The sequence below is a fragment of the Nostoc sp. genome (assembly GCF_036917575.1).
Lineage (GTDB): Bacteria > Cyanobacteriota > Cyanobacteriia > Cyanobacteriales > Nostocaceae > Nostoc.
This window is the reverse complement of the sequence record NZ_JBALDC010000104.1, coordinates 56,701-71,210: the sequence shown is the minus strand read 5'-3', so window position 1 is coordinate 71,210 and position 14,510 is coordinate 56,701. Positions and strand designations below refer to the sequence as shown.

The window sequence follows — 14,510 nt, the reverse complement described above, 5'->3', positions numbered from 1 at the left end:
TCCCAAATTTTGAAATATAGCCGTAGTCATATAGGTTAGGACATAAGGATGGGGTGAAAGAAGAGAGTTAGCAATAGTTTTACCTTCTGCCTCCTGCCTTCTGCCCCCTGCCTCCTGCTATAAAAGGCTGGTAAAGTATTAAATTCACCAGCTAGATTAATTTGATGACGTTGCAAGTGTAAAATTTTGAGAGCGATCGCTTGCATCTGCTCAAGTAAATTTTGGGGATGATAACCGGCTAGTAAATTAGCCATCGCTTCTGGAGTCCGGTGGATATGAGCCGTACCCGAACGCAGTAGCATTGTTTTGCTCCTACCACTTAGCGGATAACCCAACAACCATTGACTCTGATTTCTTCCCAAACAATATTCAAAGGCAGTTCTAAAACCTCTACCAAGGTACAGATATCTAAAGGCATCAGGCTTTTGACTTCCATATCCTGAACAATATGGTAGGCAATACCTGCTAATTGCCCCTCAGAAAAGCCTTTGATTTAATTGATTGCGATATAACGTTCTGCTAACCAGTGCCGAATACTCAGGTTCATTTAATTACACAGTGAAGGCTGCATAAGGCAATTATGATCGATTTATCTGTTTGCGAAAACAGGTGACAATGGGGAAGACAAAGTTTTGTATCAAAGCTGTTTTCTAATTGGTAAAAAACAGTGCTGATCTAATTGAGTGGATTATGAGCGATCGCCCTCTAAAATTATTGTTAATCGACCAAGATCCGATTTTTCGTCTGGGATTACAGGTAGCCTTAGAAGCAATTCCTAACCTAGAAGCGATCGCAGTTGTAGAAACTTACACCATTGCCTTGCAGATTATAGCAGAAATTGCTGAAAAAGACCATAATCAGGTAAATTTAGTAGTTTTGGAATTTGGTAATGGTCGCTCCATCACTAGTCAACAATTAGGTTTACAATTCTGTCGGCAAATCAGAGCCTTATATCCCAACTTACCAATTTTGCTCCTCAGTTCTGTTCAAGAACAAGGACTGCTATTAGCTGCGAAATCTATTGGTGTAAATGGCTACTGCTCGAAAGGTACACCACTAACTGAGTTAGTCGCCGCCATGCAAGAAGTTGCAGATGGTGGTTCCTATTGGTTCCAGGACACGCAAGCAATAATAACTCCTAATTCCCCCAGTACAGAAGCAATTAATCGCGTTTCTCCCCACATCTCACTCCCTTTCTCTAAACTGCGAAATAATTTACGTTTGTCAGGAATCACTAATATTGATGCTACTTTAGCCGCAGTAACAACACAATTACAAGTTCCTGGACTACCAGTACTAGACCGAGCGATTCTAGCTGGACAGCGGCGAGAACTGCTAGCGGCTCGTTGGTTGCTAAATCGGTTGTTGGTTTCATTACAAGAAAGGCAAGAGGAACAGATTCTAGTTTCTAATCAGCCGCCTTTAACTCCTTCATTAAGCAGTACCATTCAGCAAAGGCAAATCGTATCACCTTTACTTAGTCCGGGAACCCTACAATCTGCCTTGTTTACATCTTGTGTTACTAAGCTTCAATTTCCTTTAAAAAATGTTACAAATATACCTTTAGAAATTGATATCCTTCGTGAAGATAAAAAACGGGAATTACTTTATCTGATTCTAAAAAAATTAGCTGAACAGTTGGATGAACTGCGCACTTCTCAAATAGAAATTAATCAATTAAATGAACTAAAAACTACCTTATTATGTGATTTATGGCAAGTAACAATTATAGATTTTTTTGGAAAGTTTTCTCGAATAAAAATAGTTAATCAAAACATAGAAATTATTAACTTATTGTTACAAAATATAGAGGTTGTGCAAAGAGACATTCTTCAAAGAATTCCGCTAGTTTGTGAATTTTATTCTTATCTCTTATTTCAAACAGAATTGAATATTGATAATACTTCATATCCAGTAGTGAGCGCTGAATCAAAGTCGCAAGCATTAGCGATTTTAGAGAACTTGTTGATTCAGGTAGCAAATGGAGTAGTGCAACCACTGTTAAATTATTTAGCAGATGTAGAAGAGATTAAGCAGAAATTTTATAGGCGCCAATTAATTTCCACAAGAGAAATTGAACAATTTAGAAATGATTTATCGTGGAAATATAGATTGAAAAATTATATAAACGAGCCAAAAGCAGTTTTTGAAAGTCGCTATGAACTATTTGTAATTGTACCTCGTGGTATTGCCAATACTTCAGTTTATGCACCTCGAAATCAAGAATTAATAAAACTTTCTAATATTCCTTTAGTAGTAACATTGCTCCTAGAATTTAGTGATGCGATCGCACCGCGTCTAAAATCGCTAGTAGCTTTTGTCGGTAGCGGTATAGTTTTTATCCTTACCCAAATAGTTGGTCGGGGTTTAGGTTTAATCGGTCGTGGTATTCTTCAAGGTATCGGTAGCGTTTCGTCAGTAGAAAAGAACTTTAGACGAAATAGCGATCGACCTAAGTGAACCAACGCAGCAGAGGAGCAGCTTTCTATAAGTCTTTCTCCAATGACAAATGACAAATGACAAATGACAAATAACAAATGACAAATGACAAATGATTTTATCGGGCTAGCAATTTCTTATGTTTACGCTACCAGTCTGCTTGTGATTGGTGAGGGATTGCGTAAGCTGTTTGCTGTAAAGCCAGATTTGACTCGCAAAGTAATCCATATTGGTGCAGGAATGTGGGTTTTCGGCGTCCTGCTACTGTTTAGAAACTGGGAAATCGGAATTATACCTTTTGCCACCTTTATCGGACTGAACTACCTGTTCTACCGCTACCGAATCATTGGCGCAATGGATACCCAAGATAGCTCACCCGGTACAGTTTATTTCGCTATCTCAGTGACACTGCTGTTCGGGCTACTGTGGCGACCAGAGGGGCCAGTAGATAGCGCTCCAATTGCGGTAGCAGGGATAATGGCGATGACTTGGGGTGATGCACTAGCAGCATTAATTGGTAGACGTTTTGGGCAGCATAAATATCAAGTGGGAAGTTCTGTACGTTCCTGGGAAGGTTCAGCAGCAATGTTTATCACGAGTACAGTAGTGATTTTCTTGGTGCTGTTACTGCTACCTGGTTCGTTGCTGAGTCCCTTCGCAACACCTTTAAGTTTAAGATGGGCATTGTTGACGGCGGTGGTAACTGCTACTTTCGCAACCCTAGCAGAGGCAATTTCACCCCACGGCACAGATAACCTCAGCGTACCTCTAACAGCGGCAGGAGTAGTTTGGATTTTCATGCGGGGTTTTTAAAGCACTCCCAATTACCTCGTTCCCAGTCTACGACTAAAATTTCAGCTATTCATAATGTAGATTCTCAATAAAAACAGCTATTTCACTGCGATGTCTGCGGCGGGCTGTAACGCTCGACAGCTCACTAACGCTGCGCTATCGGTATTGCAATATTAAATCGGTGATTTATACCCCTAATTTTTAACACCTAACTTTGGAGTACTGCTTCTTTATACTACTATTTTGAAGTTGGCAGTGTTAAGAGACACAATATGTCTGTGATTGAAAACACACACTTCCTGATTGAGATAACTATATGATTTTTACTACATGGAAATACAGTAAGAATAAATTTTATAACTTGATGTTTATCTTCAATAAGATTAGCACCTTCTTTAAGTTATTATAGTGAAAACTCCGGGCGTAAATGCTAATTCCAATTGCGGCAGAAATGGAAGAAGCCTTCTAAAAACTCTTGCAAAGGAATGTTGGTATTTAACTTTTGCTTACTCCACTCTCTTGCAGTTCGTTCCAGAATTTCTGAGAAACTGGGATAGGCAGGAGATAAATTTGCTAGATGTTTGACTTTAATTTTTTGTGATATTGCTAAGGCAATCAAATTAATTAATTCGCCAGCTTCTGCTCCCAATATCGAAGCTCCCAAAATTTCGCCGTTGTCTAGCACAATTACTTTACACATCCCAGTGGTTTCGTTCCGAAGTTGGCTTGCTACCACTGTTTTAAAATATTGTCGCAAAACTAAAATTTTATCTTGGCTAAATAGGCGTTTTGCCTGTGCCTCTGTCAAACCCACTTGCGCCAGCATCGGTACAGAAAATATCGCCCAAGGAATGGCGCGATAATTTACTCGTAACCTGGGGAAAAAGAGTGCATTGTTTAGCGCAATTTTTGCTTCATAATTAGCAATATTGCCAAAGTCGTAACCACCAATTACATCACCACAAGCATAAATACGGTGGTTAGTAGTTTGCAGCTTATCGTTCACAACTAAGCTACGCTGATGCCATTTCACACTTACTGCTGCCAGATTTAAAGATTCAAGATTCGGCTGTTGTCCAGTCGCTACTAAAATTTCATCAGTTTCAATGGCCTTATCTCCTGCTTGAATCCACTTTTTATTCTCAATTAGCCTCACCTGAGTTACTGGTTTTTTGGTGAGGACGCGTACACCTTCGACTTCCAACTGTGCCTGAAGCAACATAGCTATCTCCGGGTCTAGATATGGAAGAATATATTGATGCTTGACCACCAGCGTCACACTGCAACCAAACCTGGCTAAAGTTTGAGCGATTTCAATGCTTTGAGGAATTCCACCGATAATTAGCCAATTTTTGGGTAATGTCCCTCCCTGTAAGGATTGCCAAATATTAGAAAGGGTTAGATAACCAGTGGCTTGCAATCCTTCAATCTCAGGAATTTCTGGAAGCGAACCACTGGCCAGCAAATAAGTACGGGCGCGTAGTAAGCGATTGTTAATGGTAAAAGCCAATTGGGGTGAAGATTGAAATTGACCACTGCCAACGATAATATCGACTCCCCGCGCGGCTAAGATGGCTGGAGAATGCTGTTCTTGTAGATTTGAGGCGACGTATTGAGCATACAGCATCGCTTCTTGCCATGCCATAGATATGTGGCATTCTTCTGAGGTATCTGTATGTATGGTATGAATACCAAAACTAGCGGCATCCTTCAACTTCTGCGTTAGTTTACCAATTTCGGTAAGAACATGGTGATGAGTATACCCGTAGCCTACTTTGGGTTGTACCAGGGCAACTGTAGCACGTAGTTGGGTTGCAGCAAGGGCAGCGTAGTATCCAGCAAGACTGCCGCCAATAATTACAACATCGTAGTCAACGGTCACGTGAATTAAGATTTAGGAATTAAGATTTAGGAATTAAGAGTTAGGAACTAAGAATTAAAACCCTTCTTTAACTTATAACTCCTAACTCTCTTTTAGCGCTGCTAGTAAGCGTTGGTTATCAGACTCTTCACGTACAGCAACCCGGAAAAAGCGATCGCCTAGTTCTTTAAAGCTAAGGCAATCACGAATTAAAATCTGGTGATAGTTGAGTAATTGTTGCTGTAACTGGGAAGTAGATTCTTGGGACTCAACCAGTAAAAAGTTAGCAGCACTTGCTTGGGGTTGCAATCCTGGGATTTTAGCTAAACCCTGAAACAGTTGGTTTCGTGCAGGTGGTAGCCATGCCCAGGTTTGCTGCTGAAACTCCGTATCTTGGAGTGCCGCAATTGCCGCCGCCACAGCTAGCGTGTTTACGGGCCAAGGATCGCGCCATAGCTGCCATTTAGCTAGGCAGTCAGGGTGTGCGATCGCATATCCCAATCGCAGTCCTGGGAGACTGTAAAATTTGGTTAGCGATCGCAACACTACTAAATTTGGATATTCCTGCACCACCGGAATCAGGCTTTGTTCCTCATTAGGCGGCACAAAATCCATAAATGCTTCATCCACCACAACCAAAGCAAATTGCTCCAGGTAGGGCAAAATAGAGTCCCGTGAAAATAGCTTTCCAGTTGGGTTGTGGGGATTATTCAGCAATAGTCCTTTGTCCTTTGTCCTTTGTCCTTTTTGAATGACCAATGACAAAGGACACTCCAGCACTTTAGCGTTGTACGCTGCCAAGGTTCGGTAGTAGTCGCCAAAGGCTGGAGTGATTAAAATTGTCGCGGCTAATTGAGCTAATTCCCTACCGATTAAAGTGAGTAATTCTGCGGAGCCGTTACCCGGCAGAATCCACTCAGACGGCAATTGATGGAAGTGACTGAGAGCTAGTCTCAGTTCACTATAATTTGGGTCTGGATAGTGCTTAAGATTACCAATTTGGGACTTAATAGCAGCGATCGCGCTATTTGGAGGCCCCAACGGGCTGATACTAGCAGAAAAATCCAGAATAGCATCAGGGGGACAGCCAGCCAGTGCTGCTGCCCAGGCTAAATTTCCCCCGTGTGCAGGTTGCCGCATTAAAAAAAAGTTCCCGAAGACAGAACCTATGCTTTTGGGGGTGCTACCTTTTCTCTAAACAGTTTTCCTGCGGAGAAAGCAGGAACCCTCGTCGCTGGAATTTCCATCTTTTCATTTGTTTTCGGATTGCGACCTTCACGGGCTTTACGTTCCCGTGATTCAAATGAGCCAAATCCCACCAATGTCACCTTATCACCAGAGGAAACCGCTTCAATAATCGTTTCCAAAGCGGCAGTTAAGACTGCATCCGCTTGTTTCTTGGTAACACTAGCCTTTTCAGCTACGGCATCAACTAATTCACCTTTGTTCATGTCAAACTCCTGAAGGTTTACTTGAGATTTCAGTACGGACGCACATTAATACATTTGTACTGAAATCTTGACTCGCGGAAATACAAAAATCATCCTTTGGGAGTATTTTTTCTCAAAACGGCTGTACATCCCATCGGCTCGACTTTTCAATGAATCATTCTAAGGTGTTGTAGCCTGATGTGGATAGATGAAACCATTAATTTATATAGATTTCAGGATTTTTTGTAATTTTAGGGTAGTTGTTTGCCTAAAAACCACCCCAAAAGTAGGAAAAAATACCTAATAAATCCCGCAATTGCCAAGAAAACAGGAAAGTGGGGAGGTGGGAAATAGTCAATATTTGTTGGCATTCATTACCGATGTTGAAGAGTTATTGCTGAAATTAACCAATTTTTATGGAAATTGAAGGCTCAGATTCCTGATTTCTCTAAAAAGTCGGCGATTTTGATCACTTTTCATCTGATATGGAAAATTCAATCCGAAATTCAACTTCATAACAAGCTTCTTTATTAGGGAAAGGATAAAAATTAAAGCTTCTCTCTACAAGGTTATCCATTAGTCACATCTTTCTTAACATTTGTGGTAGCGATCGCTATGACAACTTCTTCTAGTGCTGTTTGGCGTAGTTTGCTTTTCTGTAGGAGTATGATGAACGCAGGCACTCAACAAACCCTTAGGAACCTCTAGTTAAAAAACATCCGCTCGTAGGGGCGCAAAGCCTTGCACCCCTAGCTGTCTCCATGTACTTTGAGATTATTTATTTTTTGCAAGTCCTTGATAAGAAAAATGCTGGAATGAGTTAATCCCTAGCAGAAACTTTCTGTTGCACCCAAACCCGAAAAGCACGGGTAGTAGCAATTTCCCCATTGTTCTTCGCTTCTTGGATAAACCGAGGAATCTCCTTCACTGCCACAGGCGCAAAAGTAGGGCTGGTTTCGACTTCTGAATATTGCCCACCTGCAAGTGTGTAGACTCGCAACACACTGCCGTTATAACGCCAAAATTCTGGGACTCTCATCGCAGCATAAAGTCTCAGCTTGTCTATTGCAGACCTGGAATATTCCACTTCCAGCACCAGGTCAGGGGGCGGGTCGGTGGCGAGGTCAATATTTTCTTTATCTCGAACTAATGCTTCATTTTGGATGTAGTAGCTACTATCTGGCTCGGCTCCCCGTTGCAAATCATCCCGCGTTAAAGTTAATGAACCAGCGCGTTTAATTTCCCAGCCCAACTCTTCGCACAATACCCCAACAAAAACCTCTATTAAGCGATTTGAGTTCTCGTGCGGGATCTGTGGGGTGATAATTTCTATCGTTCCATTGTCATAAGCAAATCGGGAATTACGTTCTGAACCCATTTCAGCCAGCATGATTTTAAAAGTTTGCCAGCTGATGTTGTGGAGTAAAACCCTATTTTCTGCGGATGTTGTTATTGCCACCATAGTTAAGTTCTCCGCAACAAACTTTTTCGAGTACTGTACCCCTTAATATTACTGTTAAGGCTGAATGGAAGAAAGCGATATGATCGAAACAAATACTAGGGGTGATAGATTATGACTCAAGCCATACCAAAACTAGTAACCTTTGAAGATTTTGCAGCTTGGCGACCCGAAGGTGGAAGATATGAATTACATGATGGAGTGATTGTTGAAATGGCACAACCAGCAGGAGACCATGAGGATATTGTCGGGTTTTTGGTTGAAAAAATTGCTATTGAATACGTTCGCAATGCTCTACCTTATACAATCCCCAAAACCGCGCTCATTAAACCAACTAATTCAGAATCTGGCTATTCCCCAGATGTGCTATTACTCAATCGCTCTAATTTGATAAATGAGCCGCTATGGAAAAAAGAATCAACTGTAAGTCTTGCTGCATCAATTCCTTTAGTAGTTGAGGTTGTTAGTACCAACTGGGATGATGACTACTACACAAAACAGGGTAAGTATGAGGGTATTGGAATTCCTGAATACTGGGTTGTAGATTATCTTGGTCTAGGCGCTAAAAAGTTCACTGGCAACCCCAAACAGCCTACTATATCTATTTATCAATTAATCGATGGTGAATACCAAGTCACTCAATTTAGAGGCAGTAATCGCATCGTCTCGCCTACTTTCCCAGAATTGAATTTAATCGCCGAACAGATTTTTCAAGCTGGAGGTCTACCAACGTAGCCACAACTCCACTTGCTGTTTTATAAGTATGTGAAAAATGAAAGTATTTACACTGAACATTTTACCAAATTCGTTGTAGATCAAGTACAAAACCAGATAAAATATTTTCCCTGGAAATAGTTTGAGGAGATTTTAAAACTTCCACGTCTTGTACTGGACGATAAAGTTCTACTTCCTGTTTTTTTCGATTGATTAAGCAACCAATTTCAAGGGCTTTCTCGGCAATTATACCAACACCATCTGTTGCGCTGATTAATACCCCTGAATCAATATAAGTTATTTTCATTCTTCTCTACTCTGTAGCCCACCTCTGCGACTGGCAATTTCTTTTTCGATTTCATCTTCATCTAATGAATGTTTACCAGAAGCAACAATATTAGTGCTAATTTGCTGCAAACGTTCGCCTAATTGAATTTTATTTGCAGAGTTTTTCAAACTAAAAAATTCAATAAAATCTAAAACTTCTTCTTATTTTTCTTGTGGAAGAGAACGCCACTTTGTTAATAACTCTTGTTCTGAACTCATTAGTATTTACCCACTACTGTTAGTTCTATTGTGATTGGGTATTTTTATTCTTCTAGAATGACATTTAAACTTAATCCTACTCGTGAGCAATAAAATCCCCGACTTCTTAAAAAAGTCGGGAATCTGAGCCTTTTCCAGAGGTGACTTACCTGCTTATCATCTTTATTACCTACCAGGAACCTTCAACCCACGACGCTCAAGAATTTGTCGTACTTCTGGGCTGGGGGTATAGTTATAGCCGTAGGAGGAGTTCTCAGAATCATCCATAATCTGAGGTGTGAGTAACACAATCACCTCTTGACGCTGGTTCTGTCTGTTTGTACTTCTAAATAGCGAACCAATCAGTGGAAGATCGCCTAAGATAGGAATTTTGGTGACAGATGTCCGGTCTTGGTCTTGAATTATACCACTCAGGACTAGTGTCTGACCATCTCGTAAGCGAATTAAGCCAGAAGTAAGGGAGCGCTCAGACACTAAAATAATTTGTCCATTTCCTGTATCTTGTGAGGCGGAAGGAGCGCTGACAGTAGGAGCAACCGATAGAGAAACGAACCCATTATCGTCAATCCGCTCAATTTTGACGTTCAAGGTTAAGCCCACTTTTTGTTTCTCAATTGTTCTTTCTGTCCTAGAACCACCAGAAGTATCTGTAGTTTGGAGGGTTATATTTCCTACTACTTCTTGAGTAAGATTCACCAGAGCCTGTTGACCTTCTTGCACAATTAAAGTTGGGTCTGTCAAAATCTTGGCATTGCCATTTGTAACCTGAGCCTGCAAGCTAGCGAGAAGAGATTTGGTAAACCTGTATGCAGGAGTCAAAGCAGCTCTTGGATCTAGAATCGTTGGTGTACTAGTAACACTACTTCTTACTTCAGTATTAGTAGGTGTTCTAGCACCGCCAAAATTTAGAGTTGCTACACCACCATCATTGCTAAAGTAATTGTTACCAACCCCAAAAGAAAAGCTAGTGTTGTAGTCCTGAATGTTCGAGAGGTTGACATCAATAATCTTGACATTGACTACCACTTGACGACGGCGGATATCAAGCTGAGTTAGTTGAGCCATTGCAATCTCAATCAGTCTAGGAGGGCCAATTAAGGTCACAGAATTGGTGCGCTCGTCTCCTAATGCCTGTAAACCTCTTAGTAATGGACTAGAGTCTTGAAAGTCAACGCGTAGAGGTTGAACTTGGGTTTCAGTGGTCGTCTGAGTTTGGGTGATGGGAGCAGCCGTAGTACCTACGGCTATAGCACTAACACTAGTAACTTGTCGTTCGCGGCTGACGGCACTTTCTGCTCCTAAGCCAACCAAAAAATTCAGAGCGGTTCCCACCGTTACCTGATTGAGTCGCATACTACGTACAACCATATCACGCGTAGCATTAGGTAATCTAGCCCCGACAAAAACTGTACGACCACTGCGGTTAGCTTCTAAACCACTCAGGCGCAAAACGTAGTTAAACACATCTTGCACTGGTTCATTTTCTATATCTAAAGAAATAGTTTGAGAAACTGCTGGTGCATTGGCACCGGCACCTGGCTTACCTCCACCACCTTGCTCACCTCCTACGTAAGCCAAGTTCAAACCAGCAGCACGAGCAAGTAATGACAAAACCTCACGCACTGGGGCATCTCGTAGTACTAGACGAGGTACACGTTCCTGAGTTGCTAAGTCAACAGTGCTAGGAGAAGCATCGGTAGCAGAAATAGCAATATCTCCCACTGGTGGAGCGATGGCTCTCGGTAAGAAAGGTGGAGCCTGACTTACAGGTTGACCGGGGCCAGCAGCTTGTGCAGGTTTTCCGTCAATCGTGATTTCCGGGTTAGGAACGAGAACACCTGGATTTTGACCAGGTTGGACTGGAGTAGTAACAGGTGGAGCTGTGGATATTGGGGCTGTTGGAGTTGGTGCTGATGCTGTAGTGCCTGTTGCAGGGCTAAAGCTGAGTGTAATTCCATTTGGCGATCGCACCACCGGTTGACTGCTAGGTATGTTGTTGCTACCAGTTACCGTCACTCGGATGCTATTAGCATCAAGCTGATTAACCTCAACAGACGCAATTCCTGGTGCTGGGCTATCTTGACGAAAACTATTACCTTGTGGTAATCGTAATTGAGTATTAATAATATCCGCGACTAAAGCCTTGCCTCTTTTTGTAGTGAAAACTTGCGGGCGCGACCCTGAAGAAGTTTTCAAAACAACACTAACTCCACCATTAGCTGGATTTAATTGCACACCAGTAACTTCGCTCATTTGTGCCCAAACTGGTTGAGCTGACAGAAATACAAAAGCGGCAGTACCTAATATAAAACTATTACCGTGAAGTTGTTTCACAGTTCATTCCTCACCTTATAAAACCTTGTTTACATACATTTTGAGTAGACGGTTAGAAACCACACGCCAATTGCTTATGGGGAAATCCCATTGGGGTTAGTCTCTCCTTTTTAGAAAAAACAGCGCTGGCTTGACTACACGAGACTTTACCCACTTACCCTACGGGAACGCCAAAGGCGAACGTGAATTTCAAAACCCTCAATTATTTCCTAGTCTGCACGAAGGGTTTGTCTACGCTTGTATAGCCGCGAATTCTATTCGTCCTAGCTGTAATTGGACTACTTTTTCGGGGCAGCTTTAGCTGCTGCGGCTATTTCTTCTGGACTAAGTGGCATCAATACCTGTAACTGGAATGATGTATTAATCGCTGCGGGGCCTACCTGCATCGGCGTTTTATCTAATGGGGATCTTGTCTCTGCTGGAGCCAAAGTTGCTTGAAAATCTTTAACTATTAACAAAGGCTGTAACCGCTCAATGTTACGAATTATCGATTGTGTTTGTTCATAAGTTGCTGTAATCTCAGCGTTGATAGTACTGCGTTGCAGCTTACCGTTAACCTCTAGTCCTAGACTTCCATCAGTAATCGGTTCTGGTTTTTGGGAGATTGGCACATATTTGTTCAGTTTGCCTCTTACTGCGTTAATAGAAGTTGCAGTATTGCCAGATTCAATTAAGCGGTTCAAATCTAATAGCAATGTATCAGAGGTTTTTTCGTTAGCAAATAAACTTAAAACTTGAACTTTTTGCTGCTTTGCCTGTGCTAATTCGTCTTTTACTTGATCAATCTGTTTGATATTGGCTTTTTTTTGCTCAATTTGCCCTTGCAGTTCAGAGCTTTTGGCTTGCTGCTGCTGATAGCTTTCCCAAGCTGGCATCAACAAGTTTAATAATATATAACCTGCTCCCGCTAAACCAATTACCCCGACCAAGATCCCAATAATTTTTGGTGTGAGAGCAATACCAAATACCACACGTGCGGCTGGCGTTGCCTGGTCAAATTCTCCACCTTGTTCGCCAAAATTTAAATCATCACTCAGCGTCATTTTGAAATGACTCCTGTTTGTTGCATATTACGAATTCGAGTTACTAACCCCACTGTGCCTTTTTTTTCCAACTCTCTAATTAATTCCGACGCTGGAACGCTGTTCATGGTCGATTGAATAGTGTATTTAACTATTTGAGGTGGCTTAATTATTACATTATTAGAAGATTGACTCGCACTTGGTGTTAAGGGAGCATCTACTAATGTTGCTGTCAGAATTCTGGTTTCTGTGGACTTCAAAAACTGAGACTGTTGTAAACTCAATAAAAAATCATTGACATCATTAAAAGAACGAGCCAATCCGTTAATTTCTAATCCCCCTGCGGGATTATTCGGTGGCTCACCTGCCGCTACTGCTACAGGTGGGATTTGCTTGATGCTCTCGATTTGCACTGCCGTTGGGATGCGATCGCGCAAATCTTGCAGCATTGCTGACCAAGGTCGAATTTGGTCAAATACAGTTACTAAAGCTTGGGTTTCCCCTTTAATTGCGTTTGTCTCGGCTTTAATATTGTTAATATTTCCTATTTCTGTATCTAACCTCTTGCTTTCTTGATCTAATTGTGCAATCTGACCATCTAATTCAACAATCTTCCCTTGCAGCAACCACCAAGCAACTCCTAATAAAGCTGGAAGACCTACACCTACTGCAACTCCCACATACAGTAGTGTTAAATCTCCCGTAGGAAACTTTAGGGATATTCCTCCCTTCCTCTCTGGCTTGTTCTGGTATGCTGGGCGGTCTTTAAGAAAGTTAACATCTAGGCTGTACATTTTGTTACACCTCCCGCATTCCTAGACCGAGTACAATCGCCAAGCCAGAGCGTTGTACCTGTGGATATTTATCGGTGTCCACTTCCAAAGATAAAGACCCAATTGGATCTATTTGGGTAGTTGGCAAGCTCAATCGTTGAGTAAAAAATTCATCTAACTGTTGAAGTCCACCTCCTGGCCCAGCTAATAAAATCTGCGCTACCTCCAAATTTTCACTTTGATTCAGGTAAAAATCGATGGAACGGCGCAATTCATCCGTTAATTCTCCCAAGACTCTTAATATGGCAGCCATACCAGGATCGAGTTCGGTAACACCAGTTTTGCCGCCGTCTATGGGAGTTGCAGGAATAACCATTCCGTGTAACAGTTCCATATCTCGTGATGTAGGCAAGCTCATTGTCCTTGCTAAGGCAGTTTGCATCTGATAAGTCCCGATGGGGACTGTGCGCGAAAATTGCGGTACTCCGTTAACGATGATGGCGATTTCTGTACTATCGAACTCGATATCAACTAGTACTGCTGCTTCTTGCGGCCCAAATTGTCGCAGTTGTTCACGAATAGTCCGAATCAGAGCAAAACTGTTAATTTCTAAAACATCAATTTGTAATCCTGCCTGCTCGAATGTACTTATATAGGTATCCGTTATCTCCTTACGGGTAGCAACTAGGAGTACGTGTACTTTTTCAATGCCATCTTCATCTACAAAGTACCCAAGTTTCTGATAATCTACATCAGCCTCTTCACGAGGATAGGGTAAATACAAACCTGCTTCATGGTTCAGCACCATTTCTCGCAGTTCTTTATCATCTAACTCTGCTGGCACTGGTATAATCCGAACGATAGAATCTCGTCCTGGGACACCAGTAGCAACACGAGAAGTTTTGATTTTGCTCTCAGTTAGCGCCTGCTGGATTAATTGCGCCATTGCTGGAGGGTCGTGGATTTGACCATCGATAACTATCCCTTCTGGAACTGCTACCGATGTATAGGTTTCTAATTTCAAGCCTTGACCCTGCTTGCGTAGCTGAACTACATTTACCCGTTCGGGAGCAAGCTCAATACCTACTCCTTTTTTCGATTTGCCAAACAGACTATTGAAGCTTTTTACCACAGTTGTGC

At 41.8% G+C, this 14,510-nt stretch carries 14 protein-coding genes; 3 read left to right on the top strand and 11 right to left on the bottom strand.

Translation table 11 applies throughout. The annotated features are described in order from the left end of the window. Positions 1 to 35 precede the first annotated feature (35 nt). A complete protein-coding gene (locus tag V7K79_RS29350; RefSeq protein ID WP_335053007.1) occupies positions 36 to 302 on the bottom strand; it encodes a hypothetical protein in 267 nt (88 codons plus the stop codon). A gap of 388 nt (positions 303 to 690) precedes the next feature. On the opposite strand from V7K79_RS29350, the gene V7K79_RS29345 reads away from it, so the two are divergent. Beyond that, positions 691 to 2,460 carry a DUF3685 domain-containing protein gene (locus V7K79_RS29345; RefSeq protein ID WP_335053005.1) on the top strand — a complete coding sequence of 590 codons (1,770 nt, stop codon included), beginning with the start codon at positions 691 to 693 and terminating at the stop codon, positions 2,458 to 2,460. Positions 2,461 to 2,544: 84 nt separating this feature from the next. Further along, the gene (locus V7K79_RS29340; protein WP_335053003.1) at positions 2,545 to 3,252 is read left to right on the top strand and encodes a diacylglycerol/polyprenol kinase family protein; all 708 of its coding nucleotides are present in this window, start codon (positions 2,545 to 2,547) and stop codon (positions 3,250 to 3,252) included. A gap of 409 nt (positions 3,253 to 3,661) precedes the next feature. On the opposite strand, the gene V7K79_RS29335 is transcribed toward V7K79_RS29340, so the two are convergent. From V7K79_RS29335 to V7K79_RS29320, 4 genes are all read right to left on the bottom strand, one after another. Continuing rightward, positions 3,662 to 5,113: a dihydrolipoyl dehydrogenase family protein gene (locus V7K79_RS29335; protein ID WP_335053001.1), complete on the bottom strand. Its 1,452-nt coding sequence runs from the start codon at positions 5,111 to 5,113 to the stop codon at positions 3,662 to 3,664. 81 nt (positions 5,114 to 5,194) lie between these two features. Continuing rightward, positions 5,195 to 6,232 carry a threonine-phosphate decarboxylase CobD gene (gene cobD / locus V7K79_RS29330; protein WP_335052999.1) on the bottom strand — a complete coding sequence of 346 codons (1,038 nt, stop codon included), beginning with the start codon at positions 6,230 to 6,232 and terminating at the stop codon, positions 5,195 to 5,197. Between the two features lie 26 nt (positions 6,233 to 6,258). Further along, positions 6,259 to 6,543 carry an HU family DNA-binding protein gene (locus V7K79_RS29325; protein WP_010998076.1) on the bottom strand — a complete coding sequence of 95 codons (285 nt, stop codon included), beginning with the start codon at positions 6,541 to 6,543 and terminating at the stop codon, positions 6,259 to 6,261. A 799-nt stretch (positions 6,544 to 7,342) separates the two neighbouring features. Next, the gene (locus V7K79_RS29320) at positions 7,343 to 7,984 is read right to left on the bottom strand and encodes a Uma2 family endonuclease (protein ID WP_335052997.1); all 642 of its coding nucleotides are present in this window, start codon (positions 7,982 to 7,984) and stop codon (positions 7,343 to 7,345) included. Positions 7,985 to 8,095: 111 nt separating this feature from the next. On the opposite strand from V7K79_RS29320, the gene V7K79_RS29315 reads away from it, so the two are divergent. Further along, the gene (locus V7K79_RS29315) at positions 8,096 to 8,716 is read left to right on the top strand and encodes a Uma2 family endonuclease (protein ID WP_335052995.1); all 621 of its coding nucleotides are present in this window, start codon (positions 8,096 to 8,098) and stop codon (positions 8,714 to 8,716) included. A 61-nt stretch (positions 8,717 to 8,777) separates the two neighbouring features. Here the strand turns inward: V7K79_RS29315 and V7K79_RS30100 are convergent, their stop codons facing one another. The 6 genes from V7K79_RS30100 to pilM form a co-directional block, all read right to left on the bottom strand. After that, positions 8,778 to 9,002, bottom strand: a complete 225-nt coding sequence (locus tag V7K79_RS30100) for a hypothetical protein (protein ID WP_442938985.1) — start codon at positions 9,000 to 9,002, stop codon at positions 8,778 to 8,780. After that, positions 8,999 to 9,151, bottom strand: coding sequence for a hypothetical protein (locus V7K79_RS29305; RefSeq protein ID WP_335052993.1), 153 nt, complete (start codon positions 9,149 to 9,151; stop codon positions 8,999 to 9,001). Before V7K79_RS29305 ends, V7K79_RS30100 begins: the two co-directional genes overlap by 4 nt. Positions 9,152 to 9,406: 255 nt before the next feature. Further along, positions 9,407 to 11,575, bottom strand: a complete 2,169-nt coding sequence (locus V7K79_RS29300) for an AMIN domain-containing protein (protein ID WP_335052991.1) — start codon at positions 11,573 to 11,575, stop codon at positions 9,407 to 9,409. 278 nt (positions 11,576 to 11,853) lie between these two features. Next, complete coding sequence (locus V7K79_RS29295) at positions 11,854 to 12,618, bottom strand: pilus assembly protein PilO (RefSeq protein ID WP_335052990.1); 765 nt, start codon at positions 12,616 to 12,618, stop codon at positions 11,854 to 11,856. Then, on the bottom strand, positions 12,615 to 13,391 hold the full coding sequence (locus V7K79_RS29290) for a PilN domain-containing protein (protein WP_335052988.1): 777 nt from the start codon (positions 13,389 to 13,391) through the stop codon (positions 12,615 to 12,617). Before V7K79_RS29290 ends, V7K79_RS29295 begins: the two co-directional genes overlap by 4 nt. A 4-nt stretch (positions 13,392 to 13,395) precedes the next feature. Continuing rightward, entirely contained in the window at positions 13,396 to 14,502 is a 1,107-nt protein-coding gene (pilM, locus tag V7K79_RS29285) for a type IV pilus biogenesis protein PilM (RefSeq protein WP_335052987.1), read from the bottom strand. Between the last annotated feature and the right edge of the window lie 8 nt (positions 14,503 to 14,510).